19 protein-coding genes are annotated in these 23703 nt (G+C 67.4%); 10 read left to right on the top strand and 9 right to left on the bottom strand.

Annotation, left to right across the window (positions count from 1 at the left end; translation table 11 throughout):
• Positions 1–237 precede the first annotated feature (237 nt).
• The gene (locus BLEFHOIH_RS09485) at positions 238–3051 is read left to right on the top strand and encodes a M16 family metallopeptidase (RefSeq protein ID WP_170937083.1); all 2814 of its coding nucleotides are present in this window, start codon (positions 238–240) and stop codon (positions 3049–3051) included.
• Between the two features lie 246 nt (positions 3052–3297).
• On the opposite strand, the gene BLEFHOIH_RS09490 is transcribed toward BLEFHOIH_RS09485, so the two are convergent.
• Together BLEFHOIH_RS09490 and BLEFHOIH_RS09495 are read right to left on the bottom strand one after the other, a co-directional pair.
• A complete protein-coding gene (locus BLEFHOIH_RS09490; protein ID WP_245296941.1) occupies positions 3298–4308 on the bottom strand; it encodes an aldo/keto reductase in 1011 nt (336 codons plus the stop codon).
• 226 nt (positions 4309–4534) lie between these two features.
• Complete coding sequence (locus BLEFHOIH_RS09495) at positions 4535–5665, bottom strand: pyridoxal phosphate-dependent aminotransferase (RefSeq protein ID WP_170937084.1); 1131 nt, start codon at positions 5663–5665, stop codon at positions 4535–4537.
• Positions 5666–5826: 161 nt separating this feature from the next.
• On the opposite strand from BLEFHOIH_RS09495, the gene BLEFHOIH_RS09500 reads away from it, so the two are divergent.
• A complete protein-coding gene (locus tag BLEFHOIH_RS09500; protein ID WP_088344758.1) occupies positions 5827–7269 on the top strand; it encodes a PLP-dependent aminotransferase family protein in 1443 nt (480 codons plus the stop codon).
• Positions 7270–7645: 376 nt separating this feature from the next.
• Here the strand turns inward: BLEFHOIH_RS09500 and msrA are convergent, their stop codons facing one another.
• A complete protein-coding gene (gene msrA, locus BLEFHOIH_RS09505) occupies positions 7646–8161 on the bottom strand; it encodes a peptide-methionine (S)-S-oxide reductase MsrA (protein WP_088344760.1) in 516 nt (171 codons plus the stop codon).
• Positions 8161–8607 carry a peptide-methionine (R)-S-oxide reductase MsrB gene (gene msrB, locus BLEFHOIH_RS09510; protein WP_088344800.1) on the bottom strand — a complete coding sequence of 149 codons (447 nt, stop codon included), beginning with the start codon at positions 8605–8607 and terminating at the stop codon, positions 8161–8163. The genes msrA and msrB overlap by 1 nt, the downstream gene beginning before the upstream one ends.
• Before the next feature lie 150 nt (positions 8608–8757).
• On the opposite strand from msrB, the gene BLEFHOIH_RS09515 reads away from it, so the two are divergent.
• Positions 8758–9597, top strand: a complete 840-nt coding sequence (locus BLEFHOIH_RS09515; protein ID WP_088344762.1) for an NAD(P)-dependent oxidoreductase — start codon at positions 8758–8760, stop codon at positions 9595–9597.
• Between the two features lie 87 nt (positions 9598–9684).
• A complete protein-coding gene (locus BLEFHOIH_RS09520) occupies positions 9685–10104 on the top strand; it encodes an EamA family transporter (protein WP_088344764.1) in 420 nt (139 codons plus the stop codon).
• A gap of 130 nt (positions 10105–10234) precedes the next feature.
• Here the strand turns inward: BLEFHOIH_RS09520 and iolB are convergent, their stop codons facing one another.
• The 4 genes from iolB to iolC form a co-directional block, all read right to left on the bottom strand.
• On the bottom strand, positions 10235–11029 hold the full coding sequence (iolB, locus tag BLEFHOIH_RS09525; protein ID WP_088344766.1) for a 5-deoxy-glucuronate isomerase: 795 nt from the start codon (positions 11027–11029) through the stop codon (positions 10235–10237).
• Entirely contained in the window at positions 11026–11922 is an 897-nt protein-coding gene (iolE, locus tag BLEFHOIH_RS09530) for a myo-inosose-2 dehydratase (protein WP_088344768.1), read from the bottom strand. The genes iolB and iolE overlap by 4 nt, the downstream gene beginning before the upstream one ends.
• A gap of 1 nt (position 11923) precedes the next feature.
• The gene (gene iolD / locus BLEFHOIH_RS09535) at positions 11924–13771 is read right to left on the bottom strand and encodes a 3D-(3,5/4)-trihydroxycyclohexane-1,2-dione acylhydrolase (decyclizing) (protein WP_088344770.1); all 1848 of its coding nucleotides are present in this window, start codon (positions 13769–13771) and stop codon (positions 11924–11926) included.
• A gap of 178 nt (positions 13772–13949) precedes the next feature.
• Complete coding sequence (gene iolC / locus BLEFHOIH_RS09540) at positions 13950–15851, bottom strand: 5-dehydro-2-deoxygluconokinase (RefSeq protein ID WP_245296942.1); 1902 nt, start codon at positions 15849–15851, stop codon at positions 13950–13952.
• Between the two features lie 128 nt (positions 15852–15979).
• On the opposite strand from iolC, the gene iolG reads away from it, so the two are divergent.
• Positions 15980–16987 (top strand): inositol 2-dehydrogenase, encoded by a 1008-nt coding sequence (iolG, locus tag BLEFHOIH_RS09545; RefSeq protein ID WP_088344774.1) that lies wholly within the window; start codon positions 15980–15982, stop codon positions 16985–16987.
• On the opposite strand, the gene BLEFHOIH_RS09550 is transcribed toward iolG, so the two are convergent.
• The gene (locus BLEFHOIH_RS09550; RefSeq protein ID WP_088344776.1) at positions 16911–17822 is read right to left on the bottom strand and encodes a MurR/RpiR family transcriptional regulator; all 912 of its coding nucleotides are present in this window, start codon (positions 17820–17822) and stop codon (positions 16911–16913) included. The two genes, iolG and BLEFHOIH_RS09550, sit on opposite strands and share 77 nt — an antisense overlap.
• A gap of 206 nt (positions 17823–18028) precedes the next feature.
• On the opposite strand from BLEFHOIH_RS09550, the gene BLEFHOIH_RS09555 reads away from it, so the two are divergent.
• The 5 genes from BLEFHOIH_RS09555 (at position 18029) to BLEFHOIH_RS09575 (ending at position 23280) form a co-directional block, all read left to right on the top strand.
• Entirely contained in the window at positions 18029–18958 is a 930-nt protein-coding gene (locus BLEFHOIH_RS09555) for a sugar ABC transporter substrate-binding protein (protein ID WP_088344778.1), read from the top strand.
• A 233-nt stretch (positions 18959–19191) separates the two neighbouring features.
• Positions 19192–20319: an ABC transporter permease gene (locus tag BLEFHOIH_RS09560; RefSeq protein WP_245296943.1), complete on the top strand. Its 1128-nt coding sequence runs from the start codon at positions 19192–19194 to the stop codon at positions 20317–20319.
• Positions 20316–21098 carry an ATP-binding cassette domain-containing protein gene (locus tag BLEFHOIH_RS09565; RefSeq protein WP_088344780.1) on the top strand — a complete coding sequence of 261 codons (783 nt, stop codon included), beginning with the start codon at positions 20316–20318 and terminating at the stop codon, positions 21096–21098. Before BLEFHOIH_RS09560 ends, BLEFHOIH_RS09565 begins: the two co-directional genes overlap by 4 nt.
• Before the next feature lie 2 nt (positions 21099–21100).
• Positions 21101–22216, top strand: a complete 1116-nt coding sequence (locus BLEFHOIH_RS09570) for a Gfo/Idh/MocA family oxidoreductase (RefSeq protein ID WP_088344782.1) — start codon at positions 21101–21103, stop codon at positions 22214–22216.
• 107 nt (positions 22217–22323) lie between these two features.
• Positions 22324–23280 (top strand): cyclase family protein, encoded by a 957-nt coding sequence (locus tag BLEFHOIH_RS09575; RefSeq protein WP_088344784.1) that lies wholly within the window; start codon positions 22324–22326, stop codon positions 23278–23280.
• Positions 23281–23703: the final 423 nt, after the last annotated feature.

Consider the following 23703-nt stretch of genomic DNA (forward strand, 5'->3'; position numbering starts at 1 on the left):
CCTCCGGCGCAGCCGCGGCATCGCGGCACAGGGCCTTTTTCGCCCCAATTATCGCCACGTTACAATCGCCCTCTGGCTGAAATCCGGCCGAAATAGCAATATTGCTGTCTCGGGCCAAGGTCAGTCTCACCGATTGGGGGTTTGATGGCGTCGGATGGTCGTGCCGCCGGAAGGTGTGCTGGGCGGACGGGGCTCATTGCCGCGGTCGTTCAAGTCGTTGCAATTCTTGCGTTGTCCGTGTCCTGCGCCAGCGCGCAGACGACCGCCGTCCCCGCCGGACAGGCCGAAGCGCTGCCGCAGGATCCGGCGGTCGTCAGCGGCGAGCTGGCCAACGGCTTCCGCTACATGGTGCGCAAACATGCCAATCCGCCGGGCAAGGCGACGATGTGGCTGCATCTGAACACCGGGTCGCTCAACGAGACCGATCAGCAGCAGGGCCTCGCCCATTATCTCGAGCACATGGCCTTCAACGGTTCGGCGCATTTTCCGCCCGGCACCCTGGTTCACTCCTTCGAAGCGCGCGGCATGGTGTTCGGCCGTGACCAGAACGCCTTCACCAATCAGCGCGAGACCACCTACCAACTTGCCCTGCCGAAAGTGGATGCGGCGACGCTCGGTAAGGGGATGCTGTTTTTTGCCGACGTCATCTCCAACCTGTCGCTCAAGCAGCGCGAGATCGATGCCGAGCGCCAGATCATCCTGGAAGAGCTGCGGCGCGGCCAGACGCCGGCGCGGCGCGTGGCGGATACTCTTCTGAAGCGGATCGCGCCGGGTTCGAATTACGGCCGGCCGATCATCGGCACCGAGGCGTCGATCAATCGCCTGCAGGAGCCGGATTTCCGCGATTATTACGAAAAATGGTACGCCGCATCGAACGCCACGCTGCTGGTGGTCGCCGATGCCGACCCCGCCGAAATCGTCAAACTGATCGGCAAAGCCTTCGGTGACGCTCCCAAGCGGCCGCGGCCGGTGAGCCGGCCGGCCGGCGTGACCTCCTACAGCAACAGCTTCGCCATCGTCGCGACGGATGCCGAGATCAAGGGGACGGATATCGGCATGATATGGATCGAGGAGGCGCTGCCGATCGCCCGGACGGTGCCGAACTACCGCGCCTTTCTGATCCGCAGGGTTGCGGAGCGGGCGATGGACTGGCGCTTGAGGGCGGAGGCGGCGAAGGCCGGCGGAGCTTTCACCAGCGCCGACCTGTCGCTGTTCCGTGAGGGGCCCGGCATGCGCCGGACCGACCTGTGGGCGGGCGCGCGGGACGGCGCCTGGCGACAGGCGCTGAACGGGCTCGCGCTCGAGCTGCAGCGCGCCCGCGGCATCGGTTTCACCGCGGCCGAGATGGAGGATGCCAAGAAGCAGATCGTCGCCGCCGCGGAGTCGAATACCGAGAATATCGGGGAGCGATCGGCGGAGACCCTGATCCGCGAGCTGAACGATGCCGCGACCTATGACCGGGGCACCATGTCGCCGCAGCAGCAGCTCGAACTGATCCGGCGGCTGCTGCCCGGAATTTCGCTCGAGGAGCTGAACCAGACTTTCGCGCAGAGCTTCAAGCCGGGCGCCGTCGCCTTCGTCGCCAGGATGGAAGCCGGGCCGGGCGCGCCGACCGAGGAGCAATTGCTGGCCGCGGGCGTCGAGGCGCTCGCCCAGCGGCCGCTCCCGGAAGGGGAGGCCGCCGATCCGGCCTCGTCGCTGCTATCCGCGCCGCCGCCGGGCGGAACCGTCGCCGCGACCAGCAGGCACGCCGCGACCAAGGTGTCCGACGCCTGGCTCTCCAACAATGTGAAGGTGCATCACCGCTATGTCGGGACGGAGAAGAACCGGGTCAGCGTCGACATTTCGCTGATCGGCGGCGAGATGCAGGAGACCGACGCCAATGACGGCATCACCGCCCTGGTGGGCGCGGCCTGGGCAGGGACGGCCACCAGCCGTCTCAGCTCGACCGAAATCCGCCGGCTGATGATCGGGAAAAAGGCCGTCGTCACCACCGACTCGGACGGCCACTCGGTGTCCATGGCGATCTATGCGACCTCGGAGGAACTCGAGACCGGGTTCCAATTGGCCTATCTGCGGCTGACCGATCCCAGGATCGAGGAGACCGCCTTCACCCGCCTCGTCAGCGGCTGGCGCGAAAAGACCGGCGAGGACATGCTCAGCCCGACCCGCAATGCCGAAGAGGTGGTGCGGGAGGCGAGCTATCCGCAATCGGACACGCGGGGCAAGCCGTTCACCGTCGAGGATGTCGACCGGCTGACGCTGGCGGCGTCGCAGGCTTGGCTCGAGAAGCTCATCAGGGAGTCGCCGATCGAGGTCACCATCGTCGGCGACATATCGCGCAAGCGCGCCATGGACTTGGCAGCCAAATATCTCGGTTCGCTGCCGGCGCGCGAGCGCGTGCGCCCCTACCGTGCCAGCGACGCCCACAGGCTCGGCCGCCGCAAAGGGCCGCAGACGGTCGAACGCACGATCGACACCAACACCAATCAGGCTTTCGTTTATTCCGGCTTCTACAGCGTCGACGACGCCGACCGCCGTGCGTCGCGGGCGATGTCGATCGCGGCCCGCATCCTGACCACGCGCATGACCAAGGAGATCCGCGAGGACGCGCAGCTCGTCTATGGCATCGACGCCAATTCGTGGCCGGGATTGCCCTATTCGGGGTTCGGGATGTTCTACGCTTCGGCGGTCACCGACCCGCTCAAGACGGCGGCGCTGCGGGACAAGCTGTCCGCCATGTATCGCAGCTTCGCCGAGAAAGGGCCGACGGCGGACGAAATCAAGATCGTCCGGAAGCAGATCGCCAATGCGCGCGAGAAGCCGCCATACAGTCTTGCCTACTGGCGCGGCGCGTTGCGGGAAATCACCTATCGCGGCGAGACGCTGAACGATTTCGGCCGCCGCCGCCCGCCGCTTTCGGCGGAGGAGGTCCGCCGGGTCTTCGCGAAATATTACAAGCCGGAAAACGAGATCATCGTGGTGGTGAAGCCCAGGGCGCCGCTCGCCAACGGAGGCGCCGGCGACGTCCTGATGGAAAGCAGCCGCTAGCGCGGGACCGGTCAAGTTGGAACCGGTCGATGCCACCAATGGTGTTGCCATTCCCGCGCAGGCGGGAATCCCGCATCCTTGAGGCGTCCGCCGTGGACCGGGCTGGATTCCCGCCTGCGCGGGAATGACAAAAAGGGAGGCGTCGCGCCGGGTGTCAGAGCGGTCAGGATCGGGGCGACGGAATGAAATTGCGGGGGCTTGGAAAGCTCCCCTCCGCAGAGGTTGGCCTGCGGCTCCCGTTCGCGCTCAGCCCGCAAAGACCCGGCCGCGATAGGGATAGCGTGGATCGCTATAGGCATAGCCCGCCGCGCTGCCCGACGGGACAAGCTGGTTCATGAACGCCTCGTCCTCGGCGGTATAGGCGGTGGCGGCGAGGCTGATGTAATCCTCGAGCTGCGCCATCGTCTTCGGCCCGATCACCACGCCCGAGACCAACTTGTTGGCGAGCACCCAGGCCAGGGCGAACCCGCTCATCGGGCGGCCGGACGGGGCCAGATGGGCGGCGATTTTCCGCGCGGCGTCGATGGCCTCGGGCCGGAATTCGGTCTCCATCATCCGCTTGTCGTTGCGCGCGGCGCGGGAGCCCTCGGGCGTGCCGTCATTATATTTGCCGGTCAGCAGGCCGCGCGCCAGCGGCGAATAGGGGACGACGCCGATGCCGAAATGCGCGCAGGCGGGCAGATAGTCGATCTCGATGAGCCGGTAGAGCGCGTGATAATAGGGCTGCGCCGCGATCGGCCGGGCAACGCCCAGGCTGTCGGCGACGCGGACCATGTCGGCGATCTTCCAGGCGCGGAAATTCGAAAACCCCCAGCCGCCGATCTTGCCCGCCGCCATCAGTTCGCCGAGCACGCCGATGGTCTCTTCGAGCGGCGTCGCTTCATCGTCGAGATGCAGGTAGTAGACGTCGATCCTGTCGAGGCCAAGCCGGTCGAGACTCTGCTCGACGGCCGGCCGCAGCCAGCGCGCCGACAGTCCGCCGGAACCGGGCACGCCCTTGACGGGGTTGCCGCCCTTGCTGGCGACCACCCAGCGGTCTCGCTGCCCGGCGATGGCGCGGCCGATGATGCTTTCGGACGCGCCGTTCGCATATTGATCGGCGGTGTCGATGAAATTGCCGCCCGCCTCGCCATAACGCGCGATCATCTCGACGGCCGCGCCTTCATCGGTCTGGTCGCCGAACATCATCGTACCGAGGCAGAGGCGCGAGACCTCCGGTCCGCGCGCTCCGAGCGTCGTCTTTTCGATCTGTGCCATTGGCTGGTGGCCCCTGTTCGCAATGTCTCGCTGTTGCCGCCATTCTATCTGCCTTCGCGGCTTTGGCGAGCCTCGGCGATAACATTGTTAAGGGTCACTTTTTGTCGTTCCCGCGAAAGCGGGAGTCCAGTGCGCCGCAGCGGCTGTGTTTAAGGCAATGCCAGATGGCGAAGATCGCCCTTGACTGGATCCCCGCTTTCGCGGGGATGACAATAAAGGCAAACTACTACCGCGACTTGAGCACCCCGGACATCAGGCGCAGCGCCACGATCAGGTCGGACTCCGACAGCAGCCCGAAGCCCAGGCGGAACACCCGCCTCGCCTCGCCGAACCAGTCGCCCGGCGCGACCCGCACGCCCTTGTCGCCGAGTTCCGCATAGAAGCGGGCGACCGCCGCATCGTCGAAGGCGGCAGCCTTCAGGCGGATACAGCAGAGCGCCCCGGCATCCGGCCGCACCCATTCGACCAAATCAGCCTCCGACGCGACCCAATCCGCGACGCGCTGCAGGCAATCGCCCAGATGGCCGCGCCGCTCGTCGAGGATGGCGTCGCGCCGCTCCAGCACCCGCAAGGCCAGCGCCTCGTCGATGGCGGAGTTGCAGATGACGCTGGTGAATTTGCCGAGCTTGATCTGCTCGCGCAAGGCGGGGTCGCGCGTGATCGCCCAGCCGAGGCGCAGGCCCGGCGCGCCGTGGCATTTCGAGAGCGAGGCGCAGGAAATGATGCTCGGGCTGAGGCGGACGAGGCTCGGCACCACGGCGTTCGCGCCATAGACGGCCTCGCGATAGGTCTCGTCCAGCAGGAGATAGGCGTCGGGGCTGATGTCCTGCATCATGCGCGCGATGGCGGCGATGGTCTCCGCCGCCGTGACGACGCCGGAGGGGTTTTGCGGCGAGGTCAGGCAGACGAGGCGGGTGCGCGGCGAAAGCTGCTCGCGCAGGGCGGCGGCGGTCAGGCGGTAGCCGTCCTCGAAGGACAGGCGAAGCGTCTTGACCGTCGCGCCGGACGCGCCGAGCGCGGCGTGGGTGTTGGGGAAATGCGGCGAGGCCAGCACGGCTTCGTCGCCCTGCTCGCACAGGATGGCGGCGATCAGGAACAGCGCGTGCATGCCGCCGATGGTGACGACGACATCGTCGGCCTCGACGCCGTGCAGGCTGCCGATGGCCTGCCGTAAATCCCGGCGTCCGGCGGCGCTGCCATAGGCGAGCGGCAGATCGGCGAGATCGTCCGGATCGCCGGCGAACACCTCGCGCATGCGCAGATCGGGGCCGACGCTTTCGGCGAGGTCATAGTCGGCGGCCTGCTCGGTCAGCGAGAGAATGCCGTTATGCGGGAATTTCGTCAGTTTCCTGGCCATGCGCGATCCTTCCTTGCCGAAATGGGCGACCGGAGACCAGCCTAGCGCACCGACATCCTTGCAATAAGACACAGAGGCCTGCAATTGTAATGAATACAGTTTCAAAATGCGGCCCTGTTTTACGTTCAGGGTGGGTACAGATTCCGGGGAGGCAGACTCCGATGTCATTGAATGGCGCCGACGCGCCGTACCGCTATGAGGCGCTGGCCGAAATCGTCTCCGGCCTGCTGGACAGCGGCGTGCTGCGCGCCGGAATGCGCGCGCCTTCGATCCGCCGGATCGCCGCCGACCACTCGCTCAGCATATCGACGGTGCTGCACGCCTACCGGCTGCTCGAAGATCGCGGCATCCTGGAAGCGCGGCCGAAATCGGGGTTTTATGTCGTCGCGGGCGGCGCGAAATCGCGGGATACGCCAAAGCCTTCCAAGCCGAGGCGCGCGCCGACCGATGTCACCGTTTCGCGCGGCGTGCTCTCGCTGCTGGACTACGCCGCCCGCCCGGACATCGTGCCGCTCGGCTGCGCCATCCCCAGCGCCGATCTGCTGGCGGCGGGCGGGCTCGACCGCTTCCTCGCCCGCGCCGCCCGGGTCAAGGGCCGGGCCTATAACATCTACACCGAGCCGCGCGGCGATCCGCAATTGCGCGCCGAGATCTGCCGCCGCGCCTTGCGCTCGGGCCATGCGCTCGGCGTGGACGGCGTCGCCATCACCAATGGCTGCACCGAGGCGCTGTCGCTGGCGCTCAGGGCGGTGACGAAGCGGGGCGACAGCGTCGCCATCGAGTCGCCGACCTATTTCGGGCTGTTGCAGGTGCTCGAAGCGCTGGAGCTGAAGGCGGTCGAATTGCCGACCGATGCCGGGACGGGCCTCGACATCGGCGCGCTGGCACGGCTGCTCGCGGCCAAGCCGGTGAAAGCCTGCCTGCTGTCGTCGAGCTTCAACAATCCGCTCGGCTGTTCCATGTCGGATGACGGCAAGCGCGCGGTGCTGGCGCTGCTGCAGCGCCACGGCGTGCCGCTGATCGAGGACGACATTTACGGCGACATCTATTTCGGCGCCGAGCGGCCAAAACCCTTCAGCGCCCTCGCGCCGGGGGCGGACATCATCTATTGCAGCTCGTTCTCGAAGACGCTGGCGCCCGGCTACCGTATCGGCTGGATCGCGCCGCAGCGGCATATGCAGCGGGTGCTGGAGGCGAAATTCGCCATGAACATCTGCAGCGCCGCGCTGCCGCAAGCCGCGCTCGCCGAATTCCTGGCCTCGGGCGGCTATGACGGCCATTTGCGCCGCCTGCGCCGGTCATTTGCGGAAAACATCGACAGGATCAGCCGCGCGGTCGACAAAAGCTTCCCGGCCGAGACGCGGGTGACGCGCCCGGCGGGCGGCTTCGTGCTGTGGCTGGAAATGCCTGACGGCTTCGACAGCCGCCGCCTGTTCGACCTCGCCATTGCGCGCGGCATCTGCTTTGCGCCGGGCGACGTCTTCTCGGCCTCGAAGAGCCATGCCCATTGCCTGAGGCTGAGCTGCGGGCACCCCTGGGATGCCCGCATCGAGGACAGCATTCACACGCTCGGTGCGCTTACCGCGGGGCTGCTGGGAGCGTGACCAGAGCGAGATCAGTTTAGACGGAGACCTCACACGCGACGCATCCCCTTTTGTCATTCCCGCGAGGGCGGGAAACCAACCCCGTCCACGGCAGCTCCTGAAGGATGCTGCGTTCCCGCCTTCGCGGGAATGACGATACAACGGGTGGCGCGGGGTGATCCCATCTCAACAGATGCCGTTCCAGCTCTGGTATGAGATCACGTTGAAGGCAGCCCGCCGCCCCTTGCCGCAGCCCAACCCTCTCCAAGGGGAGAGGGTGGCACGCGAAGCGTGCCGGGTGAGGGGTTGCGGACTCTCGGCGGACTCACGAACCCCTCACCCCCGCCCTCTCCCGAGGGAGAGGGAGTCCGGCTGCGGATCTTGAGGGGCTGCGCGATCAGCTCGAGCTGGCGTCGGCCCGGTGCGGCAGCTTCCAGCCGGGGCGGATGAAATGGCAGGTATAGCCGTTCGGAATCCGCTCCAGATAGTCCTGGTGCTCGGGTTCGGCCTGCCAGAAATCGCTGGCCGGCACCACTTCCGTCACCACCTTGCCCGGCCACAGGCCGGAGGCGTTGACATCGGCGATGGTGTCGAGCGCGACGCGCTTCTGCTCTTCGTCCGTATAGAAGATCGCCGAGCGGTAGCTGGCGCCGACATCGTTGCCCTGGCGGTTGCGCGTGGTCGGGTCGTGGATCTGGAAGAAGAATTCCAGGATGGTCCGGTAATCGGTCTTGGCCGGATCGTAGATGATCTCGATCGCCTCGGCGTGGTTGCCGTGATTGCGGTAGGTGGCGTTGCGGACCTCGCCGCCCGTATAGCCGACGCGGGTGGAAATCACGCCCGGCTGCCTGCGGATCAGATCCTGCATGCCCCAGAAGCAGCCACCGGCGAGAACGGCGCGTTGCTCAGTCATCAGATGTCCTCCACTTGGTCGAGATAGGCACCATACCCTTCGGCTTCCATCTCGTCGCGAGGGATAAATCGGAGCGAAGCCGAGTTGATGCAATAGCGCAGGCCGCCGCGATCCTCCGGCCCGTCATCGAAGACATGGCCGAGATGGCTGTCGCCATGCGCCGAGCGGACCTCGGTGCGGATCATGCCGTAGGCGTTGTCCTGCAGCTCGTTGACATTGGCCGGTTCGATCGGCTTGGTGAAGCTCGGCCAGCCGCAGCCGGAGTCGTATTTGTCGGACGAGGCGAAAAGCGGCTCGCCCGAAACGATGTCGACATAGATGCCCGGCTCTTTATTATCGAGATATTCGCCGGTTCCGGGCCGTTCGGTGGCGCTTTCTTGGGTGACGCGGTATTGCTCCGGCGACAGCGCGGCGACCGCTTCGGGCGTCTTGCGATAATTACCCATGTTTTCCTCCATGGCTTGGGCCTGGCTCCCCCGATATGGCGATGATGACAGGCGTTGGCTAGCCGCGCGCCGCAGGTAACGCCGAGTTGTTCCAGTCCGGGAGCGACACCCTATATCCTATGCGCAGATCGCATGAGCAGGAGAGAGAGCATGAGTTTGACCATCGCCGTGATCGCGCCCGGGGCCATGGGCAGCGCCGTCGCCCGCCGTCTTGCCGATCACGGCGCGCGCGTGCTGACCAAGCTGGACGGCCGCAGCGAGGCGACGCGGAAGCGCGCGGCCGCTGCGGGCATGGCCGGCGCGGATGACGCGCAGATCGCGGCGGCCGATGTCATCCTCTCCATCGTGCCGCCCGGCGAGGCGGAGGCGCTGGCCGTCCAATTGCGGGGCGCGATCGCCGCCGCCGCGCGCAAGCCGGTCTATATCGACTGCAATGCGGTCAATGTCGAGACGGCGCGCCGGATTGAGGCGGTGATCGCGGCGACGGGAGCGCCCTTCGTCGATGCCGGCATTATCGGCGGACCGCCACGCGCCGGGGTCGAGGGCCCGACCTTCTATCTCTCCGGGGAGGCCGCGCCGAAGGCTGCGGTGCTGGCGGATTTCGGGCTGAAAATCCGCGTGCTGGACGCGCCGAACGGAGCCGCCTCGGCGCTGAAGATGTCCTATGCCGGCGTCACCAAGGGGCTGACGGCCATCGGCGCCGCGATGATCCTCGGTGCGGCCAGGGCCGGTGCGGCGGAAGCGCTGCACGCCGAACTCGCCGAGAGCCAGCCGCAACTGCTCGAGCGTTTTGAGCGGGCGCTGCCCGACATGTTTCCCAAAGCCTATCGCTGGGTCGCCGAGATGGAGGAGATCGCGGGCTTTCTCGGCGAGGAGGACGGCGCCAGCCTGATCTATCAGGGCGCGGCGAAGGTTTACGCGCGTCTCGCCGGGGATGTGGCGGGGGACAAGCGAGACATCGCGGTGCTGGAGAGCTTCCTCAAGGCTTAGGCTGGAGCGCGCTTCGCCGAGGGGCGTCCGGCAGCGAATCGGATAGACCTTGAACCGGATCAACGGTTTCCGGTCGGCGGAGGCGTCATGCTGACATGGCAGTTTTGGGCCGTCCTTTCGGCGCTGTTCGCGGCGCTCACGGCCATCTTCGCCAAGGTCGGCGTCGAAAACGTCAATTCCGATTTCGCCACCTTCGTCCGCACCATCGTCATCCTGGCCGCGCTCGGCGCGATCCTTGCGGCAACGGGCGGCTGGCAGAACCCCGCCAGCGTCTCCGGCCGGACCTGGCTGTTTCTCGGCCTGTCGGGTCTGGCAACCGGCGCGTCCTGGGTGTGCTATTTCCGCGCGCTGAAGATCGGGGACGCGGCGCGCGTCGCCCCCATCGACAAGCTCAGCGTGGTGATGGTGGCTGTATTCGCGGTCATCTTCCTCGGCGAACGGCTGTCGCTGCCGAACTGGCTCGGCGTCATCCTCATCGGCGCGGGGGCGGTGCTGGTGGCGCTCTAGGGACCATCCCACCCTCCGGCGAAATCCCCGCGAAGGCGGGGATCCAGTACGCCGCAGCAGTTGAGGTTGGGCAACGCGTCGCTCCTGGCTACGGTATTACTGGATCCCCGCCTTCGCGGGGATTTCGAATTTAAAGCAGCCAAGCCTGATCCGGATCGTAGCGGAAGCGCCAGGCGCGCTTCGGGCCGGCCATGACGTTCAGGTAATAGAGGTCGAAGCCGTGCGGGGCGCCGACCGGGTGATAGCCGCGCGGCACCAGCACGACGTCGCGGTCGGCGACGGCCATGGTCTCGTCGAGGCTGCGGTCGTCGGTGTAGACGCGCTGCAGGGCGAAGCCGGGGCGCGCGAGGCGGTGGTAATAGGTCTCTTCGAGATAGGTCTCGTGCGGGAAATCGTCGGTGTCGTGCTTGTGCGACGGGTAGGAGGACCAATGCCCGCCCGGCGTGATGACCTCGACGACGAGCAGGCTCTCCGCCGCCTCGCTTTCCGGCAGGATGTTTCGGACATGGCGGGTGTTGGTGCCCTTGCCGCGCGTTTCCAGGCCGACGGCTTCCGGCGGGATGACGCGGACGGGCAGCGCCCCGGTGCCCGGCGAGGAGCAGAGCGCCAGTTCCGCCTCGCTCTCGGCGCGGATGTCGATCCGCGTCCCGGCCGGGGCATAGACCGACCATGGACTGCCGTCGAAGGGCGATATGCGTGCGCCGATTAAGCCGAGATTTGCCCCGCCGGCCAGGATTTCGGCCCGTCCGCTGACCAGGACCAGACACGCCTCGCGCCCACCGGGGACGGCCAGCGACAGCCGCTGCCCCGCGCCGAGCCGGAAGACCTCGAAGCCGACATAGCGCCAGCCCGCGCTCTCCGGCGTAATGGCGTGAATGCGGCCCTCAGCATCGGCGTCGCGCGGATGCAGCAGCAGCTTGCTCATGCCCAGCGGCTCTCGAAACCGGCGGCTTTCAGCGTCTCGACCAGATGCGCATAGCCCTTCTTCGCATAGGTCAGCGGATGCGCTTTCTCCGGGTCCTGCTCGGCCTCGACCACCACCCAGCCCCGGTAGCCCGGTAATTCCCGGAAGACCGAGCCGAAATCGACCATGCCGTCGCCCGGCACGGTGTAGACGCCGGCGATCACGCTATCGAGGAAACTCCAATCCTTCGCCCCGGCCTCGGCCATCACGGCGGCGCGCACATCCTTGGTGTGGACATGGCTGATGCGGTCGCGGTAGCGGCCGGCGAGGGCGGCCGGATCGGTGCCGCCCCATGTCGCGTGGCCGGTGTCGAGCAGGAGATGCACGGCGGGACCGGTCGCCGCCATGAAGGCGTCGATGTCGGCCTCGCTCTGCACGACCGTCCCCATGTGATGGTGATAGACGAGGCGCACGCCCTCATTGAGCGTCGCCTCCGCGACGGCGGTGACGCGCCGGCCTAATTCGGCCCAGTCGCCCGCAGCCAAAACCGGGCGGCGTGACAAGGGCGTGCCGCGCTCGCCATGGATGGCGTTGGATGTCTCGGCGAAGACCAGAACGGTGCTCCCCATCCCCTTCAGCAGATCGAGATGCGGCCTAAGCGCCGCCAGCTCCGCCTCCGGCTCACGCCGCAGCAGCTCGGCGGAATACCAGCCCGACACGCAATCGAGGCCGTAAGGGGCGAGCGCGGCCTTCAGCGCCGTCACCTCGCGCGGGAATTTGTGCCCGAGCTCCATGCCCTCGAATCCGGCCTCGGCCGCCTCCGCAAGGCACACCTCCAGCGGCGTCGCACCGCCAAGCTCGCGCAAATCGTCATTCGACCAGCCGATGGGGTTCGCCCCTATCCGAATGCTCATTTCAGTCCCCCAATCGCTGCGCGCCGCGCGCCTTGTCATAGCCCGAGCGCGCCGCCCGGACGGCCTCCCGCTCCGAAACCTCCGGCACCGCCACGTCCCACCAATAGCCGCCCGCATCGGTCGAGGCGGCGGGGTCGGTGTCGATGACGAGCACCGTGGTCCGGTCGGCGGTGCGGGCGCGCGCCAGCGCCTGCTCCAATTCGCCGAGCCCGGCGACCTTTTCCGCCTGCGCCCCGAGGCTGCGCGCATGGCCGGCGAAGTCGATCTCGGGCAGGCTCTGATGCCGGGTATTGGCGAGCAGATTGTTGAATCCCTCGCCGCCGGTCGCGCGCTGCAGCCGGTCGATGCAGCCAAAGCCGCGATTGTCGAGCACGACGATGGTCAGCTTCAGTCCGAGCAGCACCGAGGTCGCGATCTCGGAATTCATCATCAGATACGAGCCGTCGCCAAGCATCACGGTGACCTCGCGCGACGGGTCCGCCATCTTGACGCCGACGCCGCCGGCGATTTCGTAGCCCATGCAGGAATAGCCGTATTCCAGATGATAGCCGCCCGGCGCGCCCGCCTGCCAATGCTTGTGCAATTCGCCCGGCAGCCCGCCCGCCGCGCAGACCACGACATCGCTCGGCTGGCTCGCCCGCTGCACCGCGCCGATGACTTGCGCATCGGAGGGCAGCGCGGCATTGCTCGGCGCGGTGTAGCGGCCTGCGGCCTCGAGCCAATTGCTGCGCGCGCCCTTGGCTTTCGCGCTCCACGCTTGCGGTGCGGACCATCCGGCGAGCGCGCGGTCGATCTCGGCCAGCGTCTCGCGCGCGTCGCCGATGACCGGGACGCCGCGATGTTTGGCGGCATCGAACAGCGCGACGTTGATTGCGAGCAGCCGCCGCGCCGGATTTTGGAACAGCGCCCAGGATGCGGTGGTGAAATCCGCAAGCCGCGTGCCGATGGCGATGATGAGATCGGCTTCGGCGGCCAGATCGTTGGCCGCGCCGGTGCCGGTGACGCCGATGCTGCCAAGGTTCAGCGGGTGGCCGGCGGGAAGGCTGGATTTCCCCGCCTGCGTCTCGGCGACGGGGATGCCGCAGCGCTCGGCAAGCCTCGCCAGCGCGGTCTCCGCTTCGGAATAGAGCACGCCGCCGCCCGCGATGATGAGCGGCGATTTGGCGGATTTCAGCGCAGCGACGGCGGCCTCGATCTCCCCCGAATCGGGGCGCGGCCGGCGTTGCCGCCACAGGCGCGGTTCAAGAAGCTGCGCGGGCGCGTCGAACGCCTCGGTCTGCACATCCTGGCAGAAGGCGAGCGTCACCGGACCGCATTCGGCCGGGTCGGTGAGCACGCTCATGGCGCGGTCGAGCGCGGGCACGATCTGCTCGGGGCGGGTAATGCGGTCGAAATAGCGTGAGACGGGGCGGAAGCAGTCATTGGCCGAAACGGTGCCGTCGCCAAAATCCTCGATCTGCTGCAGGACCGGGTCGGGGCGGCGGGAGGCGAAGACATCGCCGGGCAGCAAGAGCAGCGGCAGCCGGTTCACATGCGCGACGGCGGCCGCGGTGACCATGTTGGTCGCACCCGGTCCGATGGATGTCGTGCAGGCCATCATGCGGCGGCGGCGCGCGGCCTTGGCGAAGGCGCAGGCGGCGAGCGTCATGGCCTGCTCATTGTGGCTGCGGAAGACGGGCAGCTCCTCCCGCGTCCGGTACAGCGCCTCGCCGAGCCCGGCGACATTGCCATGCCCGAAGATCGCCCAGACCCCGCCGAAGATCGGCTGGACGGTGCCGTTGATCTCGGTCGTCTGCGCGGCAAGGAAGCGCGTGCAATATTGCGCGGCGGTCAGCTTGATCGTGCTCATGGCGCATTGGCCTCCCTGGTTTTGTTCGGCGGGTTGGTCCCGCACGCTGTGTCGTGCCGGCCTTGAGCCGGGACCCGTTCGCGGCTCCGCCAGCCCTGCGGCGAGCGGATAGGCGAGCAGGCCCCGGCTCCGACGGCCGGGGCGACGAGATTATGCAGGGCCTCCCAACCTTGCAAACTCATCGCCCCGCCTGCTCCCAGGCCGCGATCAGCCGGATGAAGCGGCGATGCATCTCATCGACGATGGCCGCATCGTCCATGCGGCCCGACAGCCACGCCTCAGCCGGCTCGGCGAAAATCGTGCGGCCGACGGCAAAGCCTTTCACGCAAGCCGACCCGCGCGCGGCCGCGAACGCCTCGCCAAGCTCCGCCTCCGACGCCTCCAGCCCGAGCAGGACGACGCCCCGGCAATAAGGATCGCCCTTGGCGATGGCGGCATCGATGGCCTGCCACGCGGCGGCGCTCATTTGCGGTTCCAGCTTCCACCAATCCGGCTTGATGCCGATGGCGTAGAGCCTCCGCAGCACGGCGGCGACCGTATCGGGCCCGAGCGGCCCATGCGGCCCGGCGATGATCTCGACCAGATATTCCCGCCCCACCGTGCGCGCCGCGTCGGCCAGCGCGAGCAGCCGCTCCTCCTGCGCCTCGCGCAGCGCCGGCGGATCGTCCGGATGGTAGAAGCACAGGCATTTGACCGTATGCGTCACCGGCCATTCGACCAGATGCGAGCCGAGATCGGCGCCGGGCTCGAAGGTCAGCGGCCGCGAGCCGGGCGTCTCGACCGGGCGGCCAATCCACAGATCCGCGCCCTCGGCGGCGAACAGCGCCTCGCGTCCATGCGTGTCGTCGATCAGCATCCCGATGTCGCCGCGCCCGCGCGACACGCGCGCCGCCGCCTCGACCGCCAGCACCTTGAGCCGCGACAGCCGCTCGCGCGGCGCGCCGCAGCGGTCGGCGAGGGCTTCGAGCTGGCTGCGATGGTCGATGGCGAGCGCCAGGATTTGGGATTTGCCCGGCCGCCGCGTCGTCGCCCAATGCAGATGGGCGAGCTGCCGGTCGCGGCGCAAAGCGCGCTCGGGGCTGCCATGGTCGAGGAAGTGCCGCAGCTCGGTCCAGCTCGGACTTTCGGGCGAGCAGAGCAGGCGCGACACCAGGATTGCGCCGCAGGCATTGGCATAGGCGCAGGTGGTCTCCCAGGGCTCGCCGCGCAGATAGCCGCGCAGCAGGCCGGACATGAAGCCGTCGCCCGCGCCGAGCACATTATAGACCTCGACGGGGAAGCCGGACCCCTTGATGCCGTCCTCCAGCGACGCCGGGATCGCGCCGGTGAACACCGCGCAGCCCATCGGCCCGCGCTTCAGCACGATGGCGGCGGCCGACAATGCGCGGATACGGCGGAGGGCTGAGAGCGTGTCATCCGTGCCGCCCGCAATATGCACCTCCTCCTCCGTGCCGACGATCAGGTCGCAATCGGGGAGGATGGTTTGCAGATGCGCGCTGACCTCGCCCGAGGGGATGTAGCGCTGTTCGCCGCTGCCATGCCCCGCGAGGCCCCAGAGATTGGGCCGGTAATCGATGTCGAAGATGACGCGGCGGCCGGCCTCGCGGGCGATGCGCATGGCCTTGCGCTGGGCGGCGGCGGAATTTTCCCGCGCGAAATGCGTGCCGGTGACGACGATGGCCCCGGCGCTGCGAATGAAGTCCTCGTCGATGTCGGTCTCGTCGAGCGCGGCGTCGGCGCAATCCTCCCGGTAGAAGATCAGCGGGAAATTGCTCGAGTCGCGCACGCCGAGAATGGCGAGCGCCGTCAGCCGCTTGGGGTCGGCCGCGACGCCGCGCACGTCGACGCCCTCGCGGGCGAGCTGCTCGCGGATGAAGCGCCCGAAGGCCTCGTCGCCGACGCGGGTGACGAGCGCCGAGCGCAGACCCAGCCGGGCCGCGCCGATGGCGATATTGGCCGGGCAGCCGCCGACCGATTTGGCAAAGCTCGCCATGTCCTCCAGCCGTGCGCCGATCTGCTGGCCGTAAAGGTCGACGGAGGCACGGCCGATGGCGATGATGTCGAGCGACGGATCGGGCACGCGGAGGCTCCTCAGGCGATGCAGCACCGCACTTAGGAAATAAGAATTCCAGTATTGCGTCAACATGGAATGTTTGATCTAAAAATGTCGGTGCATCGGCGCGGGAGCGCGATTCAGTGGGAAATGCCATGAAACAGGGCCTAATTCGCTTTGCCGTCCTTGGTGTCGGCCGCATCGGCAGCATCCATGCCAGGAACATTGCCCGCCAGCCCGGAGCCCGGCTCGCCATGGTCAGCGATGTCGACGAGGCGGCGGCCAACGCCATCGCGGCGGAACTCGGCGCAACGGCCGCCGGCCTCGACGAGGCCATCGCATCGGCCGAGATCGACGCCGTGGTGATCTGCACGCCGACCGACACCCACGCCGACCTCATCGACAGGGCCGCCGCCGCGGGCAAGGCGATCTTCTGCGAAAAGCCCATCGACCTGGATTCGGCGCGCATCCGGCGCTCGCTGGACGGCGTCGCGGCGCGCGGCGTGCCGCTGATGATCGGCTTCAACCGGCGGTTCGACCCGTCCTTCCAGACGCTGCAAGCGCGGGTCAGGGCGGGCGAGATCGGCGCGGTGGAGATCGTCACCATCCTGTCGCGCGACCCGGCGCCGCCGCCCGTCTCCTACATCAAGCGCTCCGGCGGCTTGTTCCGGGATATGATGATCCACGATCTCGACATGGCGCGCTTCCTGCTCGGCGAGGAGCCGGTCAGCGTCTATGCGGCGGCCTCCGCCCTGGTCGATCCGGCCATCGGCGCGGCGGGCGACGTCGACACCGCGGTCTGCGTGCTGCGGACGGACTCAGGCCGCATCGCGCAGATCTCCAATTCGCGCCGCGCCGCCTATGGCTACGACCAGCGCATCGAGGTGCACGGGGCGCTGGGCCTGCTCGCCGCCGGCAACCGCACCGCGACCACCGTCACGGCGGCGGGCGCGAGCGGCTTCACCACCGACCCCGCCTTGCCCTTCTTCCTCGAGCGCTATGCCGACGCCTATCGCGCCGAGATCGCCAGCTTCGTCGAAGCGCTGCGCAATAGCACCGCGCCGTCGCCCTCCGGCGAGGACGGGCTCAAGGCGCAGATCCTGGCCGATGCCGCGACCGAAAGCGCCCGGCTCGGCGTCCCTGTCGTCCTGCCGCACTCGTGACGGCCTGCCGCCGCGCGGCCGTCGCGGCGGTCAGCGCGTTGGCGACGACGAAGCTCGCGGCGAGCGAGCGGAAGCCGGCATAATCGGCTTCGACGATCTCGATCGCCACCCGGGCGATCTGGGCGAGCGGCGCCAGCGGGCTGTCGGTGATAGCGATCAGCGGCACCTCGCGCCTAACTGCCGCCCCGGCGAGCTCGGCCGTCGCGGGCGCGTAGGGCGTGAACGACACCGCCAACATGGCGTCGCCGGGCTCGGCGAGGGCGGCCTGCTCGCGGGCAAGGCCGCTCATGCTGTCGATGGGCAGCGCCCGGACGCCGAGCGTCGCGAAGGTATAGCCGAGATAATCGACGATCGGAAACGAGCGCCTTGTGCCGACGATATAGACCGTCTGCGCCCGCGACAGCAGCCGCGTCGCATGACCGATGGCGGAGGCGGGCATGGTCTCGTGCAGGCGGGCGAGCGAGGTCTGCGCGGCGGCGATGAAGCCGTCGAGATCCGAGGCCGGGCTGCCGCCGGGGCTGGATTTCAGCCGCCGCAAACGCTCTGGCGGCTCCGGCCAGCGGTCGCGGATGCGGGCCTTGAACACGTCCTGAAGATCGGAAAACCCCTGATAGCCGAGCGCCTGGGCAAAGCGCACCATGGTCGAGGGCTGCACCTGCGCCCGCGCGGCGAGCGAAGCGGCGGTGCCGAGCGCCATTTCCTCGGGATGCCGGAGGGCAAATTCGGCGACCTGGAGCAGCCGGCGCGGAAGCTGGGCTTGCAGGCTTGTGACCAGCGCGCGGAAGGCTTCGTAGTCGCGCGCGATGTCGGATCGGACGCTTTCGGCGTCGGCCATTCGCTCTATCCTTGTTGACGGCTGCATTGCGATTGGTACACTCACGGAAAATAGACCGTCCATTCCATAACGACAAGAAATGGATGTGACATTCCGCAACCTTAGCCGGCTGTAGCGGAGATTGCCGTTGGCCTGGGGGGCAGGAAACGAAGCGGCATCCGGGCGAATAGGCCCCGAAGATGCCGTAACACTCAAGGGAGGAAGCCATGAAGCTTGCAAAAATTCTGCCGCTGGCATTCGTTGCGGCGCTCGGCCTTTGGACCGGCGCGCAGGCGCAGGAAAAGCGCATCATCGTCGTCAGCCACGGCCAGGCCAACGATCCGTTCTGGTCGGTGGTCAAGAACGGCGTCACCCAGGCGGCGGCGGACCTCAAGGTCTCGGTCGATTACCGCGCGCCGGAGACCTTCGACATGGTGAAGATGGGCCAGCTCATCGACGCCGCCGTCAACCAGAACCCTGCCGGGCTGATCGTCTCCATTCCCGACGGCTCCGCGCTGGCCGGATCGATCAAGAAGGCCGTGGCGGCGGGCATTCCAGTCATTTCGATGAATTCCGGCTCGGATGTCTCCAAGAGCCTCGGCGCGCTGCTGCATGTCGGCCAGGACGAATATGATGCGGGCAAGGCGGCGGGCGCCAAGCTGAAGGAGATGGGCGGCAAGGTCGGCATCTGCGTCAATCACGAGGTCGGCAATGTGGCGCTCGACCTGCGCTGCAAGGGCTTTGCCGACGGCTTCGCCGGTCAGGTGACGACCGTGCCGACCAAGACCGACCCTTCGGATATCCGGGCCAAGGTCAAGGCGGCTCTGGCCTCCAACCCCGCCATCGACACGGTGATGGCGCTGAGCGCGCCGCTTGGCGGCGAGTCCAGCGTGGCGGCGGCGAAGGAAGCCGGCTCGAAGGCGCGGATTGCCTCGTTCGACCTGTCGCCGAGCTTCCTGAAGTCGATCGCGGCGGACGAAGCGGCCTTCGGCGTCGACCAGCAGCAGTTTTTGCAGGGCTATCTGCCGGTGGTGTTTCTGGCCAATTACGCGAAATACGGCTTGATCCCGGGCGGCAACGTGCCGTCGGGTCCGAACCTCATCACCAAGGACAAGGCCGCGCAGGTGACGGAGCTGTCGGCGAAGGGCATTCGGTAAAGAAAGCCCCCTCACCCGGCCGCTTCGCGTCCGCCCTCTCCCTCGAGGGGAGAGGGCTGAACTGCGGCCCGTGACTTCCTTTTTGCCCTCTCCCCTTGTGGGAGAGGGCGGGCGCCGTCAGGCGACCGGGTGAGGGGAAGCCGCTTGCTCGGCAACCAAAAAAGGCAGAGCCGGCAGCACCAGGCCGCCGCCTGCCAACAAGCGCCACCAACGGTGCAAGGGAGAGGAAACCCATGTCCGAGGCCATGCAGACCGGCGCGCGCCCCCTTGAGCGCAGCGCGGACGAGCGCCTGAAAAAATCCACCCTGCTCGCCGAGGCGATGCGGCGGCCCGAACTCGGCGCCATCGCCGGGCTCGCGGCGGTCATCATCTTCTTCGCCTGGCGGGCGGACGCCTCGATGTTCACCCTCGCCGGCATGATGACGGTGCTCGCGCCCGCCTCCGAACTCGGCATCCTCGCCATCGCGGCGGCGCTGCTGATGATCGGCGGCGAATTCGACCTCTCCATCGGCTCGATGCTCGCCTTTTCCGGCCTGGTGCTCGGCGTCTGCCTCGTCGTGCTGGACTGGCCCTTCGAGCTGGCGCTGGCCGCCACCTTCGCCGTCGCCGCGATGATGGGCATCATCAGCGGACAGACCGTCATCCGCACCAAGCTGCCCTCCTTCATCGTCACCCTCGCCTTCCTGTTCATTCTGCGCGGCATCTCGCTGGTCGGGCTGAAGGCGGCGACGGGCGGCTCGACGCAATTGCGCGGCATCGCGGACGCGGCCTCGGGCTCGCCGCTCGCCGGGCTGTTCCAGGGCGTCGCCTTTCCGGGCACCTTCCGCTGGCTCGCCGAACAGGGGCTGATCGGCCGCTTCCCCTCCGGCCTGCCGACCGTCGAGGGCGTGCCGGTCTCCATCCTCTGGTTCACCGGCTTTGCGCTGCTCGCCACCTGGGTGCTGCTGAAGACCCGGACCGGCAACTGGATTTTTGCCGCGGGCGGCGACCAGAACGCGGCGCGCAATTCCGGCGTGCCGGTCAATCTGGTGAAGACCGGCCTCTTCGTCACCACCGCCTGCGCGGCGACCCTCGTCGCCGTCATCCAGGTGATGAACACCGGCTCGACCGACGCGCTGCGCGGCGACCAGAAGGAATTCGAGGCGATCATCGCGGCGGTCATCGGCGGCTGCCTGCTGACCGGCGGCTACGGCTCGGCCATCGGGGCGTTCTTCGGCGCCATCATCTTCGGCACCGTCTCCATCGGCCTCGGCTACACCCGCATCGACAGCGACTGGTTCAAGGTCTTCCTCGGCGGCATGTTGCTGCTCGCCGTGCTGTTCAACAATTTCATCCGCAAGAAAGTGACGGGCGAGCGATGACCGACACTCCCCTCATCGAGGTGCGCAACCTCGCCAAGCATTTCGGCCCGGTCATCGCGCTCTCCGGCGTCTCGATGAAGGTCCGGCGCGGCGAGGTGATGTGCCTGCTCGGCGACAATGGCGCGGGCAAGTCGACGCTCATCAAGACGCTGGCGGGCGTCATCAGGCCCTCTTCCGGCGACTTCCTGCTGGACGGCGCGCCGGTCGCCTTCACCAGCCCGCGCCAGGCGCTGGATAGCGGAATCGCCACCGTCTACCAGGACCTGGCGATGATCCCGCTGATGTCGATCACGCGCAATTTCTTCATGGGCCGCGAACCGACGCGCGGCATCGGGCCCCTCCAGTTCATCGACTTCAAACATTGCAACGCCGTCGCTCGCGAGGAGATGCACCGCATCGGCATCGACATCCGCGACCCCAGCCATGCGGTCGGCACGCTGTCAGGCGGCGAGCGGCAATGCGTGGCCATCGCCCGGGCGGTCTATTTCGGCGCCAAGGTGCTGATCCTCGACGAGCCGACGTCGGCGCTCGGCGTCGCGCAGACCTCGATGGTGCTGAAATATGTCGACCAGGTGCGCCGGAAGGGGCTCGGCGTGATCTTCATCACCCATAATGTGCGCCACGCCTATGCGGTCGGCGATGCCTTCACCGTGCTCGACCGGGGCCGCACCCTCGGCACCTATGCGAAGGGCGAGATCAGCATGGATTCGCTGCAGAATCTGATGGCGGGCGGCAAGGAATTGCAGACGCTCTCGGCGGCGCTCGGCGGGACGGTATAGCCATGGCGAAACCCTTGCGCGTCGCCCTGATCGGCACCGGCTTCATGGGCAAATGCCATGCGCTGGCCTGGAACGCCGTTGCGCCGGTGTTCGGCGATGTGCCGCGCCCCGAACTGGCGCTGCTCTGCGAGGCGGGCGCCGAACTCGCCGCCGCCCGCGCGGCCGAATTCGGCTTCGCCCGCGCCTCCGGGGACTGGCGCGATGCGGTCGCCGCGCCCGATATCGATGTCGTCTCGATCACCACGCCCAACGCCTTCCATCCGGAGATGGCGATCGCGGCGCTCGAAGCGGGCAAGCATGTCTGGTGCGAGAAGCCGATGGCGCCCGCCTTCGCCGACGCCGAGCGGATGAACGCGGCGGCGCAGGCCAGCGGCAAGGTGGCGGCGCTCGGCTACAATTACATCCAGAACCCAATCATCCGGCTCATGGCGCGGCTGCTCGGCGAGGGCGCCATCGGGCGGGCGACGCATCTGCGCGTCGAGATGGACGAGGATTTCATGGCCGATGGCGCGGCACCGTTCGACTGGAAGCACGCCGCGACCTCCGGCTATGGCGCGCTCGACGATTTCGGCGTGCACGCCTTTTCGCTGCTGAGGGTGCTGGGCTTCGAGCCGCGCGCCGTCACCGCCCTGATGACCAAACCCTATGCCGACCGCGCCACCGGCGATGGCAGCCGCCGCGCGGTCGAGACGCATGATGTCGCCTCGCTGCTGCTACGCTTCGACGGCCTCGGCGGCACCATCCTGCTCAACCGCTCGGCCTGGGGCCGCAAGGGCCGCATCTTCGTCCAGATCTTCGGCACCGCGGGCAGCATCGTCTACGACCAGGAGCGCTTCAACGAAGTCCAGCTCTACACCGCCGACGGTCCGCGCGACCGGCAGGGCTTCCGCAGCATCCTCGCCGGGCCGGTCCATCCGCCCTATGAGAAATTCATCCCCGCGCCCGGCCACGGCCTCGGCTTCAACGAGCTGAAGGTCATCGAATGCCGCGAATTGCTGCGCGCTATCGCGGGCGAGCCCGCGCATCTGCTCGACTTCTCCGCCGGGCTCGAGATCGAGCGCGCCGTCCACGCGGCGGCCCGCTCGCATGAGAGCGGCCAATGGGTGGACATCGGCTGACCGGGCGCGCGGGCAGGGGGAACAGGCTCTATTCGCGCAATGGGCTTTAAACCTTCCGAATACTCGCGCACAATATTCAGGCAAAAAAATCACATCGAGGAAACCTCATGAGGATATTGCCTGTTTGCGGGACCGTTTTGGCACTGCTGGCCCCGGCGACCGCCTTCGCTCAAACCCCGAGCTGGTCGCCGCCCCCTGAAAGCCAGCGCTGCCCCTCGAAATGGGGCGCGGACGATCAGCGCGGCTCGATGAACCACCAAAAGCCCGCCGCCGTGCTCAACGCCGCCAAGCTCATCAAGACCGGCGAGGTCATCGAGCTGGCGCATGTGCTGGGGCCGAACATGGCCTTCTTCGGCACGCGCCGTTTCGACGTCCACACCAAGCGCACCTTCATGAACCCGCAATCCAACAAGCGCGGCTCCAACGAAGAGTTGGTGGTCACCGAACTCGGCCAGGTCGGCACGCAGTTCGACGGCTTCGCCCATCAGACCATCGAGGATAGCTGGTACAATTGCGCCAAGGTCAGCGAGAACGCCACGCGCAGCGGCTTCACCAAATACGGCATCCACGGCGTCGGCCAGCTCTTCACGCGCGGCGTGCTGATCGACGTCGCCGGCTATAAGGGCGTCGAGATCCTCGGCGACAATTACGAGATCACGGTGGACGACCTCGAAGGCGCGCTGCGCAAGCAGAATGTGACGTTGCAGCCGGGCGATGCGGTGCTCATCCATACCGGCTGGGGCAAGCTCTACGGCAAGGACAATCCGCGTTACGTCAAATCCTGCCCCGGCATCGGCGCGAAATCGGCCGAATGGCTGATCGGCAAGGACCCGATGCTGCTCGGCGCGGACAATTGGCCGGTCGAAGTCAGCCCCGGCCCCGATCCGCTGATCTCGCTGCCGGTGCATCAGATCGCGCTGGTGGTCAATGGCGTGCATTTGCTGGAGAATCTGAAACTGGACGATATGGCTGCGAAGCAGGTCTATGAGTTCGCCTTCATCATGCAGCCCTTGAAGATCCAAGGGGGGACCGGCTCCACCGTATCGCCGGTCGCGGTGCGCTGAGGACGGGGCGGGCAGGGTCCGCCCCTCTTGTCATTCCCGCAAAAGCGGGAATCCAGTACGCAGCAGCGCCCGAATAGGCTGAGCGCTATTATACGCACTGTGATTACTCGATCCCCGCTTTCGCGGGGATGACAAATGTGGCTGTGGCGGACGCTGTGAGAGCGGGATCGCATGAGATGGAATCGCCCGGAGAGTTGCGACCTTCTCTCAGCCGTTGGTCTCGCCGCAGCCAGACTCCCTCTCCCATGGGGAGAGGGCTGGGGTGAGGGGGTAATCCCTATCTGTATGACGGACCTTCCCTCACCGAGAGGCATTACCCCCTCACCCGGCACGCTTCGCGGGCCACCCTCTCCCCGTCGTCCCGGACGGCCGTCAGGCCGAGCCGGGACCCAATCATATTTCCGCTATTGCTGCGGCAAGTGG

The organism is Rhodomicrobium sp. R_RK_3 (assembly GCF_002198715.1).
Lineage (GTDB): Bacteria > Pseudomonadota > Alphaproteobacteria > Rhizobiales > Rhodomicrobiaceae > R-RK-3.

What these genes read in the sequence shown, in the direction of transcription:
- BLEFHOIH_RS09575 (WP_088344784.1), top strand. Translation starts at nt 22,324, where the DNA reads ATGAGGATATTGCCTGTTTGCGGGACCGTTTTGGCACTGCTGGCCCCG.
- iolB (WP_088344766.1), bottom strand. Translation starts at nt 11,029, where the DNA reads ATGAGCAAGCTGCTGCTGCATCCGCGCGACGCCGATGCTGAGGGCCGC.
- BLEFHOIH_RS09565 (WP_088344780.1), top strand. Translation starts at nt 20,316, where the DNA reads ATGACCGACACTCCCCTCATCGAGGTGCGCAACCTCGCCAAGCATTTC.
- iolG (WP_088344774.1), top strand. Translation starts at nt 15,980, where the DNA reads ATGAAACAGGGCCTAATTCGCTTTGCCGTCCTTGGTGTCGGCCGCATC.
- BLEFHOIH_RS09520 (WP_088344764.1), top strand. Translation starts at nt 9,685, where the DNA reads ATGCTGACATGGCAGTTTTGGGCCGTCCTTTCGGCGCTGTTCGCGGCG.
- iolE (WP_088344768.1), bottom strand. Translation starts at nt 11,922, where the DNA reads ATGAGCATTCGGATAGGGGCGAACCCCATCGGCTGGTCGAATGACGAT.
- BLEFHOIH_RS09515 (WP_088344762.1), top strand. Translation starts at nt 8,758, where the DNA reads ATGAGTTTGACCATCGCCGTGATCGCGCCCGGGGCCATGGGCAGCGCC.
- BLEFHOIH_RS09555 (WP_088344778.1), top strand. Translation starts at nt 18,029, where the DNA reads ATGAAGCTTGCAAAAATTCTGCCGCTGGCATTCGTTGCGGCGCTCGGC.
- BLEFHOIH_RS09490 (WP_245296941.1), bottom strand. Translation starts at nt 4,308, where the DNA reads ATGGCACAGATCGAAAAGACGACGCTCGGAGCGCGCGGACCGGAGGTC.
- BLEFHOIH_RS09560 (WP_245296943.1), top strand. Translation starts at nt 19,192, where the DNA reads ATGTCCGAGGCCATGCAGACCGGCGCGCGCCCCCTTGAGCGCAGCGCG.
- BLEFHOIH_RS09500 (WP_088344758.1), top strand. Translation starts at nt 5,827, where the DNA reads ATGTCATTGAATGGCGCCGACGCGCCGTACCGCTATGAGGCGCTGGCC.
- msrA (WP_088344760.1), bottom strand. Translation starts at nt 8,161, where the DNA reads ATGACTGAGCAACGCGCCGTTCTCGCCGGTGGCTGCTTCTGGGGCATG.
- BLEFHOIH_RS09495 (WP_170937084.1), bottom strand. Translation starts at nt 5,665, where the DNA reads ATGGCCAGGAAACTGACGAAATTCCCGCATAACGGCATTCTCTCGCTG.
- BLEFHOIH_RS09550 (WP_088344776.1), bottom strand. Translation starts at nt 17,822, where the DNA reads ATGGCCGACGCCGAAAGCGTCCGATCCGACATCGCGCGCGACTACGAA.
- msrB (WP_088344800.1), bottom strand. Translation starts at nt 8,607, where the DNA reads ATGGGTAATTATCGCAAGACGCCCGAAGCGGTCGCCGCGCTGTCGCCG.
- iolD (WP_088344770.1), bottom strand. Translation starts at nt 13,771, where the DNA reads ATGAGCACGATCAAGCTGACCGCCGCGCAATATTGCACGCGCTTCCTT.
- BLEFHOIH_RS09570 (WP_088344782.1), top strand. Translation starts at nt 21,101, where the DNA reads ATGGCGAAACCCTTGCGCGTCGCCCTGATCGGCACCGGCTTCATGGGC.